Source organism: uncultured Thermomonas sp., from assembly GCF_937872235.1.
Taxonomy (GTDB): Bacteria; Pseudomonadota; Gammaproteobacteria; order Xanthomonadales; family Xanthomonadaceae; genus Thermomonas; species Thermomonas beijingensis.
The window spans coordinates 1-17,356 of record NZ_CALMPC010000084.1 but is presented as its reverse complement, the minus strand read 5'-3'; the positions used below and the strand labels follow the sequence as shown (position 1 = coordinate 17,356).

The 17,356-nt window shown below is 61.0% G+C and carries 16 protein-coding genes and 1 tRNA gene; 10 read left to right on the top strand and 7 right to left on the bottom strand.

The features are described from left to right. Positions 1 to 3: 3 nt before the first annotated feature. Positions 4 to 1,221 carry a porin gene (locus QWB57_RS07770; protein WP_223628593.1) on the bottom strand — a complete coding sequence of 406 codons (1,218 nt, stop codon included), beginning with the start codon at positions 1,219 to 1,221 and terminating at the stop codon, positions 4 to 6. Positions 1,222 to 1,559: 338 nt separating this feature from the next. On the opposite strand from QWB57_RS07770, the gene pstS reads away from it, so the two are divergent. From pstS to phoU, 5 genes are all read left to right on the top strand, one after another. Beyond that, entirely contained in the window at positions 1,560 to 2,531 is a 972-nt protein-coding gene (pstS, locus tag QWB57_RS07765; protein ID WP_223628782.1) for a phosphate ABC transporter substrate-binding protein PstS, read from the top strand. A 175-nt stretch (positions 2,532 to 2,706) separates the two neighbouring features. Continuing rightward, the gene (gene pstC, locus QWB57_RS07760; protein WP_223628592.1) at positions 2,707 to 3,681 is read left to right on the top strand and encodes a phosphate ABC transporter permease subunit PstC; all 975 of its coding nucleotides are present in this window, start codon (positions 2,707 to 2,709) and stop codon (positions 3,679 to 3,681) included. After that, positions 3,678 to 4,541, top strand: coding sequence for a phosphate ABC transporter permease PstA (gene pstA, locus QWB57_RS07755; RefSeq protein ID WP_223628590.1), 864 nt, complete (start codon positions 3,678 to 3,680; stop codon positions 4,539 to 4,541). The genes pstC and pstA overlap by 4 nt, the downstream gene beginning before the upstream one ends. Beyond that, positions 4,534 to 5,373, top strand: coding sequence for a phosphate ABC transporter ATP-binding protein PstB (gene pstB, locus QWB57_RS07750; protein ID WP_223628585.1), 840 nt, complete (start codon positions 4,534 to 4,536; stop codon positions 5,371 to 5,373). The genes pstA and pstB overlap by 8 nt, the downstream gene beginning before the upstream one ends. Then, complete coding sequence (phoU, locus tag QWB57_RS07745; protein WP_223628583.1) at positions 5,373 to 6,077, top strand: phosphate signaling complex protein PhoU; 705 nt, start codon at positions 5,373 to 5,375, stop codon at positions 6,075 to 6,077. The genes pstB and phoU overlap by 1 nt, the downstream gene beginning before the upstream one ends. A 12-nt stretch (positions 6,078 to 6,089) precedes the next feature. Here the strand turns inward: phoU and QWB57_RS07740 are convergent, their stop codons facing one another. Beyond that, positions 6,090 to 7,469, bottom strand: a complete 1,380-nt coding sequence (locus tag QWB57_RS07740; protein WP_288969037.1) for a DUF3999 domain-containing protein — start codon at positions 7,467 to 7,469, stop codon at positions 6,090 to 6,092. Then, positions 7,466 to 10,168 (bottom strand): DUF2339 domain-containing protein, encoded by a 2,703-nt coding sequence (locus QWB57_RS07735; RefSeq protein WP_288969035.1) that lies wholly within the window; start codon positions 10,166 to 10,168, stop codon positions 7,466 to 7,468. Before QWB57_RS07735 ends, QWB57_RS07740 begins: the two co-directional genes overlap by 4 nt. A gap of 161 nt (positions 10,169 to 10,329) precedes the next feature. Here QWB57_RS07735 and QWB57_RS07730 point away from each other — a divergent pair, with 161 nt between their 5' ends. Genes QWB57_RS07730 through rnt form a run of 4 tightly spaced genes read left to right on the top strand, consistent with a single transcriptional unit; the run spans position 10,330 to position 13,064 of the window. Beyond that, on the top strand, positions 10,330 to 10,845 hold the full coding sequence (locus QWB57_RS07730) for a hypothetical protein (protein WP_288969034.1): 516 nt from the start codon (positions 10,330 to 10,332) through the stop codon (positions 10,843 to 10,845). Positions 10,846 to 10,851: 6 nt separating this feature from the next. After that, positions 10,852 to 11,676: a DUF692 domain-containing protein gene (locus tag QWB57_RS07725; RefSeq protein WP_288969032.1), complete on the top strand. Its 825-nt coding sequence runs from the start codon at positions 10,852 to 10,854 to the stop codon at positions 11,674 to 11,676. Next, the gene (locus QWB57_RS07720; RefSeq protein WP_288969030.1) at positions 11,673 to 12,416 is read left to right on the top strand and encodes a putative DNA-binding domain-containing protein; all 744 of its coding nucleotides are present in this window, start codon (positions 11,673 to 11,675) and stop codon (positions 12,414 to 12,416) included. The genes QWB57_RS07725 and QWB57_RS07720 overlap by 4 nt, the downstream gene beginning before the upstream one ends. Before the next feature lie 9 nt (positions 12,417 to 12,425). Then, positions 12,426 to 13,064: a ribonuclease T gene (rnt, locus tag QWB57_RS07715; protein WP_223628565.1), complete on the top strand. Its 639-nt coding sequence runs from the start codon at positions 12,426 to 12,428 to the stop codon at positions 13,062 to 13,064. A gap of 51 nt (positions 13,065 to 13,115) precedes the next feature. On the opposite strand, the gene QWB57_RS07710 is transcribed toward rnt, so the two are convergent. Genes QWB57_RS07710 through rnr form a run of 3 tightly spaced genes read right to left on the bottom strand, consistent with a single transcriptional unit; the run spans position 13,116 to position 16,623 of the window. Next, complete coding sequence (locus QWB57_RS07710) at positions 13,116 to 13,385, bottom strand: hypothetical protein (RefSeq protein ID WP_223628563.1); 270 nt, start codon at positions 13,383 to 13,385, stop codon at positions 13,116 to 13,118. Beyond that, a complete protein-coding gene (gene rlmB, locus QWB57_RS07705) occupies positions 13,385 to 14,131 on the bottom strand; it encodes a 23S rRNA (guanosine(2251)-2'-O)-methyltransferase RlmB (RefSeq protein ID WP_288969028.1) in 747 nt (248 codons plus the stop codon). The genes QWB57_RS07710 and rlmB overlap by 1 nt, the downstream gene beginning before the upstream one ends. Before the next feature lie 17 nt (positions 14,132 to 14,148). Beyond that, a complete protein-coding gene (gene rnr / locus QWB57_RS07700) occupies positions 14,149 to 16,623 on the bottom strand; it encodes a ribonuclease R (RefSeq protein ID WP_288969026.1) in 2,475 nt (824 codons plus the stop codon). Between the two features lie 103 nt (positions 16,624 to 16,726). Between rnr and QWB57_RS07695 the strand changes: the two genes are divergently transcribed. Further along, positions 16,727 to 16,813: transfer RNA gene (locus QWB57_RS07695), tRNA-Leu, on the top strand. Between the two features lie 183 nt (positions 16,814 to 16,996). Here QWB57_RS07695 and QWB57_RS07690 read toward each other — a convergent pair. Continuing rightward, the coding region (locus tag QWB57_RS07690) for an aminoacyl--tRNA ligase-related protein (protein WP_343229799.1) at positions 16,997 to 17,356 on the bottom strand (360 nt) is incomplete at its 5' end.

Genomic DNA, 17,356 nt, shown 5'->3' with positions numbered 1-17,356 from the left:
CGATCAAAACCGGAATTCGCCCCACACGCCAAATTCGTCGGTCTTCAGATCCTTGCTGCGCAGCGTGTTGCGCTGGTCGGTGTGCTTGTACACCGTCGCCAATTTCACACCAGGTGCCACCGGCCACTCAACGCCGATGTTGTAGTAGCGGTCCTGCAAGCTTGGATCCAGTGTCTTGCTGACATCGGTGTTGTCATACCGGCCAAACAGGGTGACGCCCTTGTCGTTCAACCCCACGCTGCCCCACAACGACCAACCACTGGCCTTGTCGGATGCAACGCTGGTGACGTTGTTCCAGTTGTTGGCTTGGAAATACTCGACGCCCAAGCGGGTATTGCCGGACATGTAGGCGGCAAGGAAATCCACACGATTGGCCGTGTGCAGGGCATTCACCGTTTGCTTCTCCTTACCCAAGGTGCCGGAATACGCGCCCACGCCAATCACGGTTTGCTCGGTCGGCGCAAAGCTCAGGCGGCCTTCAAAATCCAGTCCCTTGCTGCGGCTTGGGTTCTTGTAGCCATTGCCATTGAGCGCAGCCACTGCGTACTCCACGGCGCCGCCTGCCAGCTTGCCACCGGCATGCACACCCCAGTCCGCCGAAGTGCCGAACTTCAGGCGATCAGTCAGGGTGTTTTCGATATAACGCATGCCGTAGTAGTTCTCGGCAAACGGCACCCATGGCAGATCGGCGGCACCGGCGCGCAGCACGAAGGCATCGCTGAGTTTGTATTGGATGTAGGCCTTCTTCAGATACACCTCGGTGGAGGAGATTGCCGAGGAGTACTGGAAGTCGGTAGTCAAATTCATCGACCACTGATCGTTGAACTTGTGGTCTACACCCAAATAGAAGCGCTTGATGTCGAAGGCGAAACCGGACTTGTCGGTCTTCACGCCCTTGCTGCTGTCGTTGATATTGGTCAGGTCGTAATACAAGCGGCCGCTGAGCTTGGTGTCGTTGACCAATTTCTTCAGTGAGTCGATGGTGGCTAGCGATTCATTCGCCTTGGCCTGCTCCACATTGACATCGGATTGCGCATCGCTGCGCGCCTCGAGATCTTGCGAGCGATCTTCCAGGCTCTGGATCTGAGCTTGCAGCGCGGCGATCTGCGCCTTCATTTCGGCAATGTCTTTGGCGCTGGGCGCGCTCTGTGCCGCGGCATTGAAACTCATATTGCCAGCAGCAATCAGGACAATCGCGGCGGCTAATCGGGTGGTGCGCATGGAGGTGCTCCAGTGTCAGTGAAATGGCTGTATGGTTCGGGACTGCGCGCAGGTCTTCCCCCCGTCACGCATGTCGTGTATTTCACCTGCCAACGGTTGCAGATTTATTTCCGTTTACGATTTTTTTCTGTTTTCAAGTTGCCCGCCGCCAAACAGCCACGCGCACAACCCGTGGCACCGCGCAGCCGCTCAGCGTCATGAATTTGTCATACAAGCGACGCCTGTCTGTCACGAACTCGCGCTTGAATGCACTGCGAAACGGGCAAACCCCGTCGTATCCGCACACTCAGGAGCTCTTCGTGTCCAAGTCTTTCACGTTCCGCCTCGCTGCACTCGTACTGGCAAGCGGCTTTGCCACCAGCGCATTCGCGTCCGATGTCACCGGCGCAGGCGCATCGTTTGTGTACCCGGCCATGTCCAAGTGGTCGTCTGACTACAAGGCAGCCACCGGCAAGGAAGTGAACTATCAGTCCATCGGCTCCGGCGGCGGCATCGCCCAAATCAAGGCTGGCACCGTGGATTTTGGTTCGTCCGACAAACCACTGCCGCCCGCAGAACTGGCCCGCTCCGGCTTGGGGCAATTTCCGTCGGTCATCGGCGGCATCGTGCCGGCGTTCAACCTGCCAGGCATCGCAGCCGGCACGATGAAGCTGGACCCGGATGTGCTGGCCGACATCTTCCTCGGCAAGATCACGATGTGGAACGATCCGCGCATTGCTGCCAGCAACCGGGGTTTGCCACTGCCCGCATTGAAGATCACCGTGGTGCATCGCTCTGATGGCTCCGGCACCAGCTTCAACTTCACCAACTATTTGTCCAAGGTCAGCCCGGCGTGGAAGTCTGCGGTGGGTGAAGGTACCGCGGTGAAGTGGCCGGTGGGGATCGGCGGCAAGGGTAACGAAGGCGTGTCAGCCTACGTCAAGCAGATCAAAGGCAGCATTGGTTATGTCGAACTGGCATTTGCCGTGCAAAACAAACTGCCCTACTCGCGTCTGAAGAACGCCGCCGGAAACTACGTCAACCCGAGCGATGACAGCTTTGCCGAAGCCGCTGCCAGCGCCGACTGGAAGTCGGCCAAGGATTTCTTCCTGATCGTCACCAATGCACCGGGTGCCAATGCCTGGCCGATCACCGCCACCAACTTCATGCTGGTGCACAAGAACGGCAAACCCGGCACTAAGGCCGCGGTGGAGTTCTTCCGTTGGGTGTATGCCAATGGCGATGGCGCTGCCAAGTCACTGGGCTATGTGCCGCTGCCGGAATCGCTGGTGCAGCAGATCCAGGCCTACTGGGCGCAGAACGTCAAGTAAGCAATGCGGTTTTGAACTATCAATGGCGGGCCCTCGGGTCCGCCATTTTAGTATCTGGCGAGCATCATGACGATTCTTCGAATTACGTCATCGCACTGTCATAAAAACATCGAATCATACACGCACGACGAACGCCACCTGTTGCCCATTTGCCAGGGCAGGACACGCATATTCCATGAGTGCTATCGCCACTTCCACCGCCACACTCCCCAGCCATCGCGATGCCACCGATGCCCGCCACGACCGGCGATTTCGTTGGCTGCTGACCGTCACTGCGGTATTCGTATTGGTGACCCTTGCCGGTGCGGCCTTGTCGATGCTGTGGGGCGGCCGCAGCGTGCTGGCCAGCGAGGGTCTGAATTTTTTCCTGTCCAGCGACTGGAACCCGGTTGAGAACAAATACGGCGCACTGGTGCCGATTTACGGCACCTTGGTGACCGCCTGTATCGCCATGTTGATTGCGGTGCCGGTGAGCTTTGGCATCGCCTTCTTCCTGACCGAAGTGGCACCGCGCTGGCTGCGCACGCCGGTCAGTACCGCGATTGAATTGTTGGCCGGCATTCCGTCGATCATCTACGGCATGTGGGGCTTCTTCGTGCTGATGCCGGTGATGCGTGAAAGCTTGATCCCGTGGATGGATGAACACATCGGCCCGCTGCCGGTGATCGGCGCGCTGTTTAGCGGGCCACCGATTGGCGCAGGCATGCTGACCTCGGGCCTGGTGCTGTCGATCATGGTGATTCCGTTTATCGCCTCGACCATGCGCGAGGTATTCCTGACCGTGCCCACCCGCTTGAAAGAATCGGCCTACGCATTAGGTGCCACCAAGTGGGAAGTCAGTTGGGACATCGTGCTGCCCTACACCCGCTCGGCAGTGATCGGCGGCATCTTCCTGGGCCTTGGCCGGGCACTGGGCGAAACCATGGCGGTGGCATTCGTGATTGGCAATAGCGTGAGCTTCACCACCTCACTGCTGGAACCCTCCACCACGATTGCCGCCTTGATCGCCAATGACTTTGGCGAGGCCACCGAAACCTACCGCGCCGCCTTGCTGCTGCTGGGCTTTGTGTTGTTCATGGTGACCTTCGTCGTGCTGGCACTGGCACGCCTGATGTTGTCAAACCTGGCGCGCAAGGAGGGCAACCGATGAGTACGTTTTCCGCAGCGTTGTATCAACGGCGTCGTATCATCAATGCCATTGCCATCACCCTGGCCTGCGCTGCCGCCGTGTTTGGCCTGGTCTTCCTGGGTTGGATTTTGTGGACGCTGGTTGCCAAAGGCCTCGCCCATTTGAACATGGCCTTGTTCTTGCAAGATCAACCGCCGCCGATGGAAGCCGGCGGCTTGCGCAATGCCATCGTCGGCAGTTTGTTGATGTGCGGAATGGGCGTCGCCATCGGTACCCCGATGGGGATTGCCGCAGGCACCTGGCTGGCGGAAGTGGGGGGGCATAGCCGGTTGGGTACAGCGGTGCGCTTCGTCAACGATATCTTGATGTCGGCACCGTCGATCGTGCTGGGCCTGTTCGTGTATGCCGCCTTCGTGATGAATACCGGAGGCAAGTTCTCCGCCATCGCTGGCGCGCTTTCGCTGGCGTTCATCGTGTTGCCGGTAGTGGTGCGCACTACCGACGAAATGTTGCGACTGGTGCCGGTACAAATGCGCGAAGCGGCGTTGTCGTTGGGTGTACCGCAGTGGAAAGTGACCGTACAGGTGTTGTACCGCAGCGCGCTGCCCGGCATCGTGACGGGTGTACTGCTGGCCTTGGCGCGCATTTCAGGCGAAACCGCCCCCCTGCTGTTCACTGCATTTGGCAATGAATTTTTCAGCCTGAAAATCACCGGCGCAATGAGCGCGGTACCACTGGTGATGTACAAATTCGCCGGTGCCGGCTTTGAAAATTGGGAGCAGCTGGCATGGGCCGGTGCGCTGCTGGTTACCTTGTTCGTGCTGGCCATCAGCTTGCTGGCCCGCTTCCTGCTTTTGCGCAATCGCGCCACTCATGACTGACCTGCGAACTCCTCCGATGAACACAGCCCATTTCGCCACTGCGCATGCAGTCCAGCACACTGCAGCATCGCCCCCCCCGCCGGTGAAAATTGCCGCACGCGGATTGAACTTCTGGTACGACAAGTTTCATGCGGTCAAAAACATCAACCTGGAGGTTCCGGAAAAGCACGTGACCGCGCTGATTGGCCCGTCCGGCTGCGGCAAGTCCACGTTGCTGCGCGTGTTCAACCGCATCTATGCGCTGTACCCGAAGTTGGAAGCCAAGGGCGAAGTACTCTTGGATGGCGAAAATATTCTGGCCCCTGCGTACCCGATGAACCGGCTGCGCAGCAAGGTGGGCATGGTGTTTCAAAAACCGGTGCCGTTTCCGATGACCATTTTCGAAAACGTGGCCTATGGCATTCGCCACCATGAGCGTCTGAACAAAGCCGACATGGAAGCCCGCGTGGAACTGGCACTGCGCCAAGCCGCGCTTTGGGACGAGGTGAAAGACAAGTTGAAAGACAGTGGCCTGAGCTTGTCCGGCGGCCAGCAGCAGCGTCTGTGCATTGCGCGTGCCGTGGCGCTCAAGCCCGACGTGCTGTTGCTGGATGAACCCACCTCGGCGTTGGACCCCATTTCCACCAGCCGCATCGAGCAGTTGGTAGAGGAACTCAAGCAGGAATTCACGATCATGATTGTTACCCACAACATGCAGCAGGCGGCGCGCGTGTCCGACTACACCGCCTTCATGTACATGGGCGACTTGATCGAGCATGGCGCCACCGAGCAGATCTTTTCCAACCCGGTCAAACAACAGACCGAGGATTACATCACCGGGAGGTTCGGCTAATGAACGAGCAACATCAGCATATCGTCAAGAGTCACGACGACGAACAAACCGCCTTGCGTGACACGCTGATTTACATGGGCCAGTTGGCCACCAGCCAATTGGAATCCGCACTGAATGCGCTGACCCAGCGCAATGCGGCCGCCGCGCATGAAGTGATCACCAATGACGAACGCATTGATGCACTTGAACAGCAAATCAATCATGATGCGATTCGCCTGATCCAGCGCGGCCCGCTGGCCAGCGACCTGCGCGTGATTTTGGCGGCGTTGCGGGTAGCTTCCGACATCGAGCGCATTGGCGATTACGCGGCCAATATCGCCAAACGTTCCCTGGTACTGAACCAGTCGCCGCCACTCTCCCATACCCGTGGGCTGGATGCGTTGGGGCGAATGGCGGCGCACCAATTGCGCGATGTACTGCGCGCTTATCAGCAACGCGATGGCGACGATGCGTTGCGGGTGCGCGATGCCGATGCCGAGCTGGATGCGCTGTACACCGGGCTGTTCCGTGAACTGCTCACCTACATGATGGAAGACCCGCGTGCGATCACGCCGTGCACGCATCTGCTGTTCATGGCCAAAAATCTGGAACGCATTGGCGACCACGCCACCAATATCGCCGAGAACGTGTGGTTCTTGTTGCATGGTGATACACCGCTGCCACCGCGCAATAAACGCGACGACAGTTTGAAACCCGTCGCATGACCCGTGGCGGGCCTATTGGCCGGCAGACTGCGACTTGCCGCGCAACAGGCTGAACGCAATTCCGCCCACCAGCAGTGCACCCAGCACCAGCAATGCCCACAAGGTCAGGGTTTTCCAGTCACGGGGCTTGGCAGGCGGCGTGTAGGCGGCGCTGCCTGCGCGCGGGCTGACCGGCCCCAGCGTTGCCACCGCCGGTACCCATTGCGCACCGTGACGTGCGCGCAAGGCTGCCAGCATGGGCGCTACCGCATCTTGCGTGTTCTGTGCGGCGGCGCTTCCTGCCACCAGGACATAGGGCGGCGTGCCCTGCGCCAAAAACACAATACTGGCGGGCTGATACCCTAACTTCAGAGTGGGAGCAGAGGCTGGCAGATCGCCCGATTCCAGCTGCAAGCGCCACTCGCGATCGCTGATGCTGGTATTCAGATCCAGCGGCGGCGAAGTTTGTGTGCTGGCACCATCCTGCAACTGCCATGTGCTCCAACCATAGGCGCGCGGCGTCCATGCCATTGATGCCTGCGCAGACGTGCCCGCATCCGCATCGCGGCTGAGTACAGACCAACGCACACTGGTATTGGCGGGCATCACCACATCCACGCGCTGCACCGGGAAGCGGCCATCGCTGTGATAGTCAAAGCCCCCCTTGGCCGGCGTGCCTGCGGCCACGGGCACCGGTTGCCACTGCCAATTGTTGGTGCCGGCTGCTGCGCGCCATTCACCCTGCACCGCTCGCAGCGCGATCGCCGGGCTTGCTTGCAGCGGCAGTAATCGCAAATAACGTGGCGGCGTATCCAACGCAATCCGGTTGCTGCGCAGTTCCTGCCCTTGATTGCGCAATTGCACAAGGCGCACCTGTGGATCCAGAGTGCGCCAATTGCGCAGATCATCACTGCCTTCCAGCCGATAGCCCGCATCCAACGGCTGCGCGACATCCCCCCAATCCAGCAGCAGTGCGTGCATGTGGGTGCTGTCTTTGCCCAGATCGACCAGCCACGCAGACGCGGTGACCACATCATTATTGGCCACTGCACCACTGCGCACCGACACGACCGCGCCATCGGTGGAACGCTGCACCAGCACGCTCAAATCGCTGTCTTGCGATGCGGCTGTCACCGGCAGCGTGAACCAGTGCAGTGCGACGTGCTGCGCTTGCCCGGCCGACGCATCCGGCCGTGCTTGCAGCACGCTGGCCACCGGCTTGCCGCTGGCATCCAGTACCCGCACATCGCGCAGGTCGCGCCAATACGCCGCACGATAGACCGCCGCATCCAGCGTCACCCGATACGCACCGGCATCGGGGCGCGATAACTGCAACGGCCATTGCTGCGCGTAGTCATCACCTGCGTGTGCGGCCAATGGCAGCAACAGCACCCCCAGCATCCACCGCTTCATGCTGTCTCCTCGCCTGTGTATGCGTTGTCGATATGTTCCGCATCCTGCGCTGCCGTTCGCCGTGGCGGTACCGGTGCCAGCCAGCCCACCAAAGTACACAGCAGACCGTAGGCGATAAACGCGCCGATGCCGAGCAGATCACCCAAATTGCTGCGGTCGATCAACAGCAGTTTCAGCAGCACGATGCCCATCAAAATGGCACCGGCCAACCACAAGCCCCACTGCCCACGGCGCGAACCCGAGACCCAGCCGGCCATCCCCAGCAAGCTCCAGACCACGGTCAAACTGGTTTGCGCCAAGCCCGTGCCCAGCAACGCGCCATCCCATGCAATCGCGCCCCAGTGATGCACGCCGCGCAAGGTCATCACCGTCACCAACAACAAGCCCGCCAGCGCCAGCGCCATCACCGGCTGCGACGCCAGCGGCGTGCGTGCAGACACACCATCACGCAGCCACAGCGCCAGCAACAGCAGCACCGAAAGCTGCGCCAAATCCAGCGGATTGAGCACCGCCAGCCACGGCAGCGGTGCACTTTGCCCGGCATTGAACAGCATCAGCAACCACCACAGCCCGAGTGCAATGAATACCAACAGCCGCAGCACGGATTGGAACGGTGCAAACAGCTCCGCCAAGGGTGCCGACAGCCACACGTCCCGGCGCAACGACACCAATGCCAACACCAACCAAGGCAGGGCCAGCAACATCCCCACCCAGCCATCGGCCAGCTCAAAGCGCGACCCAATGAACGACGCCAACAACGACAGCACCGTGGGCCACAACAACCACCACAGCAATTGCGCCAGCCCCGCCACCGAATCACTGCTATTGCGCAAGCACAACAGGCTGCGCAGCCCCAGTGCCGCAAACAGCGGCCACACCCATACGCCTTGGCCTGCAAATGGCTGGCCATTGCTTTGCATTTGCGCAAATGCCAATGGGAACGCCAGCCCAAGTCCGGCCAATGTGGTCAATGCCAATGCGCGTGCCGGCTGCCGGCGCTGTACTTCTGCGGCCAACCAGCCGGTAGCGCCAGCCAACAGCAAATAGGCATGCAGGCGATCCACTGTTGCCGCGAAACTGTTGATTTCATGGAGGCCATTGCCGGCCCACCACAACACGCCCCAGAGGTAGGCCAACACCGCCACCACAGCATCGCCATGCTGGCGATACAGCCATGCCGTGGCAAATCCGCCGGCGGCAATCAACAACGCGCTCATGAAGTTGGCGTTGATCACCGCGATTGCGGTATCCCCGCGGCCCAACAAACTTGGCTCCACCAACACCAGTGCCAGCGCGGCGGCCAACTGCAAACCGATCCCGGCCCAACGCGGCAGGCGACGCTGCTGGGTCAGACCCAACCACACCAAGCCGGCCCCTTCCAATGCAAACACCGAGGCCGTGGCGTGCGCAGACAACGCCAGCGGGATCGACAAGGTGGCAAAGCCCACTGCCAAGATCGCGTAGCCACGTCCCAGCAATTGCAGCTTTTCTTTATGTCGAAGCGCCCATGCCAGCGCCACATACATCACGGCCAGCCCCAAGGCACACAGTGCCAGCGGCATGCGCTCGCCCTGCAACAACCCGGCCTGTAGCGAGAACGCAATCAGCGGCGTGCCAAACAACAAACTGCCGTCGATCCGCGCACCGCCCGGCGTTTGCGCCTTGCGTGCATACAGCAAGGGCAATAGCAGATAGAACCCGAAGAACAGCAGCAGGAAAGGCTCGGTGCTGGCGAAGTGCTCCGGCTTGTATTGCAATACGCCCCATACAGTGCCGATGCCGAAGGTAAACGCAAATCCGAGCAGATTGAGAATGCGCCACGGCCGCACCCATGCAATTGCAAAAATGCCCGCATTGAGCAGTGCGTAATAACTGAACAAGCCCACATGGTTGCCACTGCCGGTGGACAGCCACAGCGGCGCAAGGAAGCCGGCCAACACCCCCAAAATGGCCAGCGTGCGCGACTCTTGCAGCACCGCCATCACCGCCAGTCCGGCAATCAGCATCACACTGATGGCAAATGCGGGCGCGGGGTCAATCAGGGCATACAACTTGACCGCAGCAAACGTCACCAGCAACAACACCCCAATCGCGCCGCCCTGCAGCGCCAGCGCAAAGCTGCGGTGGCTGTCGCGCTTGCGCCATGCAAACACCAAGGCCACCAAGGCCGCCGCACTGATGCCCGCCAAGCGCAGCTCAACCGGCATGCGCAGCCAGCCTTGGTCACTGGCATAGCGCAGCAATGCCGCCACCCCCGCAAACAGTACCAACATGCCCACCTTGACCGGCACATTGCCGGTAGTGAACCAGCCCTTGACCCGTTGGATGGCGCGTTCGATTGCGTCGGGTTCTGCTGGCTGCCGTGAGGATGGTAGAAGTGGCGGAACAAGCTGCGGCGCTTCTTCAGTCTGGGATGCTCGCGCAGGTTCAACATCAGCCGCAGCCTGGGTTGTGGCCGCGACATCAGCCAGCGGCCGCATCACGAACACCGGCGCTTGCATGGAAGCCGGCGGGGCAGCAGTCTGCGCACGATCGACTACAGCTGCAGCCAATGCGCTTGGTGCGAATGGCTGCTGTGCAACCGCCGCTTCCAACGCATCCACCCGCTGCCGCAGCCCCGCGATCTTGACCAAGGCCACCACCAACAAAATGGGCACAGCCAACACCAGCAACACCAGTAATACCGCCAGTCCTTCCATGACACCCCTTCGCCGTGCATTCACAGGCTTTGCAGCGCGTCACAATATCCGGCCTGTACAAAAACACAAAATCCAGCACTTGCCGGCTTGCACTAGCCGCAAGCACTCGCGCGCAGTAGCATCGGCAGACTGACCCGCGCTGACGCGCCAAGGAGTTGTCTATGTCGAACACCCGCACACCCATCACCCTGGCCATCAGCGCCGCCATCGCCAGTGCCGGCTTGGCCGCAGGCAGCTTGTTTTCGATGGACGCGCTGGCCCACGGTTACCTGCAAGACGCAGGCAAGACCAAGCCCGCCGCTACCGAAGGCAAATGCGGCGAAGGCAAATGCGGCGCGGCAATGATGGCCGGCAATGAGGCCAAGCCCGCCCCAGCAACCCCCATGCATACCTTTGAAGGTTTGGATACCGACAAAGACGGTCGCATTTCGCGCACTGAATTTGCCGCGGCGCATGCTGGCAAGGACGACAAGTTTGCCGGCATCGATGGCAATAGCGATGGCTTCATCAGCAAGCAGGAATTCGACGCCCACCACGCCGCCATGCAAAAGGCCATGGGCGAAGGCAAATGCGGTGGTGATGCCAAAGCGACCGGTGCCGGTGGCAAAACCGCAGGCAGCGAAGGCAAATGCGGTGAAGGCAAGTGTGGCGAGGGCAAATGCGGCGGCAGCATGTAAAGCCGCATGCACACCGCCCTGCCCCCGCGCAGCACCGGCCTTGGGCTGCGCCGCGCATTACTTGATCCACTCATCGAAGCGCCTGCGGGCGCTTTCGATTTTCTGGAATGCGCACCCGATAACTGGATTGGCGTCGGCGGCGTATTGGGCGAACAACTCACCACATTGACCGCGCGCTATCCGCTGAGTTGCCATGGACTGTCGCTGTCGCTGGGTGGCCCCGACCCGCTGGACATCGCCTTGTTGCAGCAGACCCGGCAATTTCTGGATCGGCACCACGCAGTGCTGTACAGCGAGCACCTGAGCTATTGCAGCGCAGACGGCCATTTATACGACCTGCTGCCGCTACCGTTCACCGAGGACGCCGTACACCATGTCGCTGCCCGCATCCGTACCGCGCAAGACGTGCTGGGCCGGCGCATTGCGGTGGAAAACGTGAGCTACTACGCCGCGCCGTTCCAACAACTTTCCGAAATCGACTTCATCACCGCAGTGCTGGCCGAAGCGGATTGCGATTTGCTGCTGGACGTCAACAATGTGTACGTCAATGCCATCAACCATCGCTACGATGCGCGCGCATTCATCACCGCCATGCCCAGCCAGCGCATCGTCAGCTACCACATCGCGGGGCATTTCGACGAAGCCGATGACTTGAAAATCGACACCCACGGCATGCCGGTCAAGGACGCTGTGTGGCAACTCCTCGACTTCAGCTATGCCCACCACGGCCTGCGCCCCACCGTGCTGGAACGTGATTTCAATTTCCCGCCGTTCGCGCAACTGCTGGATGAAGGGGCCCTTATCCGCAGCGCACAGGCACGCGTCGCATGAGCACGCTGCATACCCAATTGCAGGCGCTGGCTGCACACGTGCGCGACCCGGCCCATCATGCCGGACCAGTGGGTATTGAAGAGCGCCGGCTGCGCGTGTATCGCGAGCTGGTCTTCAACAATTTGCAGGGCCTGCTCGCCGGCACCTTTCCGGTGCTGTGCAAGACGTTGGGCGAACGCGAGTGGCAAACCCTGCTGCGTGATTTCCTCATCCACCATCGCAGCGAAACGCCGCTGTTCACCCGGCTGGGGCTTGAATTTGTCGCCTTCCTCGAAGCCCATGCCAACCCCGCACGCCCATGGCTGGCCGAACTTGCACATTACGAATGGGCCGAGCTTGGCCTGCAACTGTGTGATGCCACCGCGCCACCGCATGATCCGCAAGGCGACCTGCTGGAGGGCGTGCCGGTGCTCTCGCCACTGGCGTGGCCACTGGCCTACCAATGGCCGGTGCATCAGATTGGCCCGCACTACCGACCTGTCGATTTGCCAGCCGAACCCAGCGTGATCTTGCTCCATCGTCAAGCCGACGGGCGCGTGCAGTTTTCGCAACTCTCGCCGGTGCTGTATCGCCTATTGGCATTGCTGGAAGCCAATACCCACTACACCGGGCAGCAATGTTTGCGATCGCTTGCAGCCGAAATAGGCCATCCGGACTTCAACGCGTTTGTGGCCGATGTGCACCCGATGTTGGCGCGTCTGCATGCCAGCGGGGTGCTGCTGGGAACCCGCATCGGGTAACCTTTCACGATGTCCGAGCCCACACCCCCCAACCCCATCACGCCGATGGTCGAACGCTTTCGTGGCTACCTGCCGGTGGTCGTGGATGTGGAAACCGGTGGTTTTGATTGGAACAAACACGCGTTGCTGGAAATCGCCGCGGTGCCCATCGAACTGGACGAGGCCGGCAACTACATGCCCGGCGTAGTGGCGCACGCCCACATCGCGCCCGCACCCGGCACCAGCATCGACCCGAAATCATTGGAAGTGACGGGCATCAAAATTGGCCATCCATTGCGCGGTGAAGTGGACGAACGCACAGGCCTGGATGCGATCTTCGTGCCGGTGCGCGCCGCGATGAAAAAACACGCCTGCACCCGCGCCATTTTGGTCGGCCACAACGCCCACTTCGATCTCAATTTTTTGAATGCTGCGGTGGCGCGCGTTGCCCACAAGCGCAACCCGTTTCACCCGTTCAGCGTGTTTGATACCGTCACCATGGCCGGCCTGTGCTACGGCCAAACCGTGCTGGCCCGCGCAGCGATGGCCGCAGGCCTGGGCTGGGACCCCAACGAGGCGCACGGCGCGGTGTACGACACCGAACAAACCGCCAAACTGTTTTGCACGATTGCCAATGGCTGGCGCGGGCGGGATTGCAACACGCCATGAGCAAACCATGCACGGGCTCTGCTCCGAAACCAACACAACGCACACGTCGCACTAACGCGGTGGCTGCGCGCTCCGCAACTTCAGCGTGCGCATGATGCCGTAGGCGCTGATCGCCATCCATACCGCTTCCAGCACAAACACCGAGACATTGAACTTGCCCAGCAGCGACACCAATACGCCGCCGGAGCCAAACAGATTGAGCAGCTGATAGACGATGCCGGTGCCGGACAACTTGCCGGCTTGCAGCAAGAAAAACGCCACCAACACCGCCAGCGTGCCGGCGATACCCACCCAGTCGTACCACGCCAATTCTAGGGCCATCACGCGCTCCGCTGGCGTACAGCTTCAAACAGGGCCACACCGGTAGCCACCGATACATTGAGACTTTCGAAATTGCCCGGCATCGGAATCTTGACCAGTTGGTCGCAGTTGTCGCGGGTCAGGCGGCGCAAGCCGTCGCCTTCACTGCCCAGCACCAAGGCCACATTGCCCTTCAGGTCAATGGCGTAGAGCGAGGCATCGGCTTCGCCAGCCAACCCATAAATCCACACCCCGAGTTTTTGCAGTTCACGCAGGCTGCGCGAGAGATTGGTGACCGAAAAAATCGGCAGGATGTCGGCCGCACCGGCCGAGGTTTTGCGCACGGTGGCATTGACCTGCACCGCTTTGTCTTTGGGAATGATGACCGCGGTGGCACCCGCCGCCGCCGCGCTGCGCAGGCACGCGCCAAGGTTGTGCGGGTCTTGCACGCCGTCCAGCACCAGCAGCAAGGCGCGGCCTTCGGCGGCTTCGACCAACGCGGGGAGCTCATGCTCGTCCCAGGTCCTGGCCGCCGCATAGCGCGCCGCCGCGCCCTGATGGCGCACACCACCGGCCACGCCGTCCAGCGCCTGCTGGTTGACGCGCCGCACGTCGATATCCTTGCGGCGCGCTTCTTGCTCGATCTCGGTGATCCGCGGATTCTTGCCACCGGCTTCCAGCAGCACTTCGCGCACGTTCTCGGCGTCGTGCTCCAGCGCGGAAGCCACCGCGTTCAGGCCGACGATCCATTGGGTAGGTTTGCTCATCTGCGTAGTTTGCCAGCTCAATACGTCTGCTTCACGCGCTTGGCCGGTTTGCCGCGCTCCGGCATTGGCGGCAGACCACCGGTGCCCTCCTCCTCCACCAGCCGGAAGTCGATCTTGCGCTCTTCCACACTGGCTTTCAGCACCACGATGCGCACGCGGTCACCCAGCCGATATTCGCGGCCACGACGCTCCCCGGACAAGGTTTTACGCACTGCGTCGAAATGATAAAAATCGCGTGGCAGTTGGGTGACGTGCACCAAGCCATTAACCTTGGATGCATCCAATTCGATAAACAAACCAAAACTTGTCACCCCACTGATCGTGCCGTCGAATTCCTTGCCAATGTGGGTTTCCATCCACGCGGCGCGGTAGCGTTCGTCCACTTCGCGCTGCGCTTCGTCGGCACGTCGCGAGCGTTCGGAGCATTGCAGCGATAACGCGGCCATGGCGTGCGGCGAATAGGTGTACGTTTCCGGCTTGCCGCCGGCCAATGCATGCTTGATGGCGCGATGCACCAGCAGATCCGGGTAGCGGCGAATGGGCGACGTGAAATGCGCATATGCCTCCAGCGCCAGCCCGAAGTGACCGATGTTGTCCGGCGCGTACACCGCCAGCGATTGGCTGCGCAGGATCACGGTTTCCAGCAAGGCGGCATCGGGGCGTTCGCGGATTTTTTCCAGCAAGGCGCGAAAATCCTTGGGCTTGACCTTGCCCCATGGCGGCAGCCGTAATTGGAATTCCTTGAGGAATTCCTCAAGGTCGGCGTATTTGGATTCCGGTGGCTTGTCGTGGTCGCGATACGGTGCAGGGATATGCGCGTCCAACAAGAATTTGGCCGCCTGCACATTGGCCGCGATCATGCATTCTTCAATCAACTTGTGTGCATCATTGCGTTGCAGCATGCCGGCTTGCGACACCGCGCCCTTGGCATCCAGCACGAAGCGGACTTCGCTGCTCTCGAACTCGATGGCACCGCGCTTGGCACGTGCCTTGTCCAACACCTTGTACAACTGATGCAAGTGTTGGATTTGCGGCAGCAACGTGCCGATCTTGGCCAGTGCCGCGTCGTGGTCATCGGCAGGGATACCCTCGCCCACCGCATTCCACACATCGGTATAGGTCAACCGCGCATGCGAATGCATCAGTGCCGGATAGAAACTGCTTGCGGTGACACTGCCATCGCGCCCCACCTGCATATCGCAACAGAAGCACAGCCGCTCTACCGCTGGGTTCAGTGAGCAAATGCCATTGCTCAGCGTTTCCGGCAGCATCGGCACCACAAAACCGGGGAAATACACCGAGGTTGCGCGCAATTGCGCCTCGTCATCCAGCGGCGTACCCGGACGCACGTAATGCGACACATCGGCAATCGCCACGATCAGGCGGAAGCCATCGGCATTGGGTTCGCACCACACCGCATCGTCAAAATCCTTGGCATCTTCGCCGTCAATCGTCAGCAGTGGAATCCTGCGCAGATCCGCGCGCTTGAGGTTATCGGTCGCGTGCGCCGAGGGTGCTGGCGAGAGCACGGCATCCGCATCCACCGTCAACGGTACCGCCATCGCCTGCGCCAGCACCTCCGGCGAAAATTCATGCGGAATATCGTGGCCGTGGATCGCCGCTTCCACCGCCTGGCTGGCGGTGAGCTTGTCACCCAGCACCGCCAACACGCGGCCAATCGGCGGCCGGTGCGTGTCTTGCGGGGTGGTGATTTCAGCCACCACCAACTGCCCCGATTGGGCCCCGTTGCGCGCATCCTGCGGGATCATCACATTGCGCTGGATGCGTTTGTCATCCGGCACCACATAGCCAATCCCCGCTTCCTCAGCATAGCGGCCCAGCAGGCGGGTCAGGCGGCGCTCCAGCACCTCCACGATGCTGGCTTCACCACGCCCGCGTCGGTCCACGCCGGTGATGCTGACCAATACACGGTCGCCGTGGCTGACCTTGCGCATTTCAAACGGCGTCAGGAACAAATCATCGCCACCGGCCTCCGGGCGCAAGAAGCCAAACCCATCCGGGTTGGCAATCACGGTGCCGGCCAACAGATCATTGCGCGATGCCGGCACAAACCCGCCACGTCGGTTTTGCAATAACTGGCCGTCGCGCAACATGGCCTGCAAGCGCTTTTCCAGCGCGGCATAGCGGTCGTCGGCGGTCAGCGCCAGTTTGTGCGCCAATTCGTCGGCGCTCATCGGGCCGTCGTGCGCGGCCAACACCTGCAAAATCATTTCGCGGCTGGCAATCGGGTTGTCGTAGCGCTGCGCCTCGCGCTGCGCATGTGGATCAAACCGTGGCGCGGTGGGATGGGTAGCCACGCGCGGGCCTTTTTTATCCGTGCCGGGCTTGCCAGTGCGCCCCACGCCTGCCTGTGGTGATGCCGGCAGCCAGCCCGGCAATTTCCCGGATCCTTTGCGTGGCGTAGTGCCGGAGCCGCTTGCCGCGCCCTGCTTGCCGCGGCCGTTGCCGCGCTTGCCTGATGGTTTCTTCATCTTCTGATAGTACAGCCTGCGATGAACTCGATCTTTTCCATGCCAGCACAACACCCCTATTGACAGTCATGGCCGATCACTGGAAAATGCGCGGCTTCAACCGGCCCGGATGGCGGAATTGGTAGACGCACTAGCTTCAGGTGCTAGCGGGGGCAACTTCGTGGAGGTTCGAGTCCTCTTCCGGGCACCAGGTTGAATACAAAACACCCCGCCATGGCGGGGTTTTTTGTTACCCGAAATTTGCGATAACAAGCAAATAGAAGGCTCCCAGCGCTCCTGCTTCATCGTCATTGCCGATGAGGTGGCCACGGCCGAGGTGCCGCCAATACGCAAGCGACTCAGGCCAGCATCGGCACCCGCAACGCAAGCCGTCTTAGCAGATACTCGCAACGCCACCCATATACGGGCGCAACACGTCCGGCACATCGATGCTGCCGTCGGCGTTCTGGTAGTTCTCCATCACCGCGATCAATGCACGGCCCACCGCCACGCCGGAGCCATTCAAGGTATGCGCCAGTTCCGGCTTGCCGGTAGCCGGATTGCGCCAGCGCGCCTGCATGCGGCGGGCCTGGAAGTCGCCGCAGTTGGAGCAGGACGAAATTTCGCGATAGGTGTTTTGCGAGGGCAACCAGACTTCCAGGTCAAATGTCTTGGTGGCACCAAAGCCCATGTCGCCACTGCACAGCAGCATGCGGCGGTACGGCAGGCCCAGTTTCTCCAGCACAGCCTCTGC

What these genes read in the sequence shown, in the direction of transcription:
- QWB57_RS07770 (WP_223628593.1), bottom strand. Translation starts at nt 1,221, where the DNA reads ATGCGCACCACCCGATTAGCCGCCGCGATTGTCCTGATTGCTGCTGGC.
- pstC (WP_223628592.1), top strand. Translation starts at nt 2,707, where the DNA reads ATGAGTGCTATCGCCACTTCCACCGCCACACTCCCCAGCCATCGCGAT.
- pstA (WP_223628590.1), top strand. Translation starts at nt 3,678, where the DNA reads ATGAGTACGTTTTCCGCAGCGTTGTATCAACGGCGTCGTATCATCAAT.
- pstB (WP_223628585.1), top strand. Translation starts at nt 4,534, where the DNA reads ATGACTGACCTGCGAACTCCTCCGATGAACACAGCCCATTTCGCCACT.
- phoU (WP_223628583.1), top strand. Translation starts at nt 5,373, where the DNA reads ATGAACGAGCAACATCAGCATATCGTCAAGAGTCACGACGACGAACAA.
- QWB57_RS07740 (WP_288969037.1), bottom strand. Translation starts at nt 7,469, where the DNA reads ATGAAGCGGTGGATGCTGGGGGTGCTGTTGCTGCCATTGGCCGCACAC.
- QWB57_RS07735 (WP_288969035.1), bottom strand. Translation starts at nt 10,168, where the DNA reads ATGGAAGGACTGGCGGTATTACTGGTGTTGCTGGTGTTGGCTGTGCCC.
- QWB57_RS07730 (WP_288969034.1), top strand. Translation starts at nt 10,330, where the DNA reads ATGTCGAACACCCGCACACCCATCACCCTGGCCATCAGCGCCGCCATC.
- QWB57_RS07725 (WP_288969032.1), top strand. Translation starts at nt 10,852, where the DNA reads ATGCACACCGCCCTGCCCCCGCGCAGCACCGGCCTTGGGCTGCGCCGC.
- QWB57_RS07720 (WP_288969030.1), top strand. Translation starts at nt 11,673, where the DNA reads ATGAGCACGCTGCATACCCAATTGCAGGCGCTGGCTGCACACGTGCGC.
- rnt (WP_223628565.1), top strand. Translation starts at nt 12,426, where the DNA reads ATGTCCGAGCCCACACCCCCCAACCCCATCACGCCGATGGTCGAACGC.
- QWB57_RS07710 (WP_223628563.1), bottom strand. Translation starts at nt 13,385, where the DNA reads ATGGCCCTAGAATTGGCGTGGTACGACTGGGTGGGTATCGCCGGCACG.
- rlmB (WP_288969028.1), bottom strand. Translation starts at nt 14,131, where the DNA reads ATGAGCAAACCTACCCAATGGATCGTCGGCCTGAACGCGGTGGCTTCC.
- rnr (WP_288969026.1), bottom strand. Translation starts at nt 16,623, where the DNA reads ATGAAGAAACCATCAGGCAAGCGCGGCAACGGCCGCGGCAAGCAGGGC.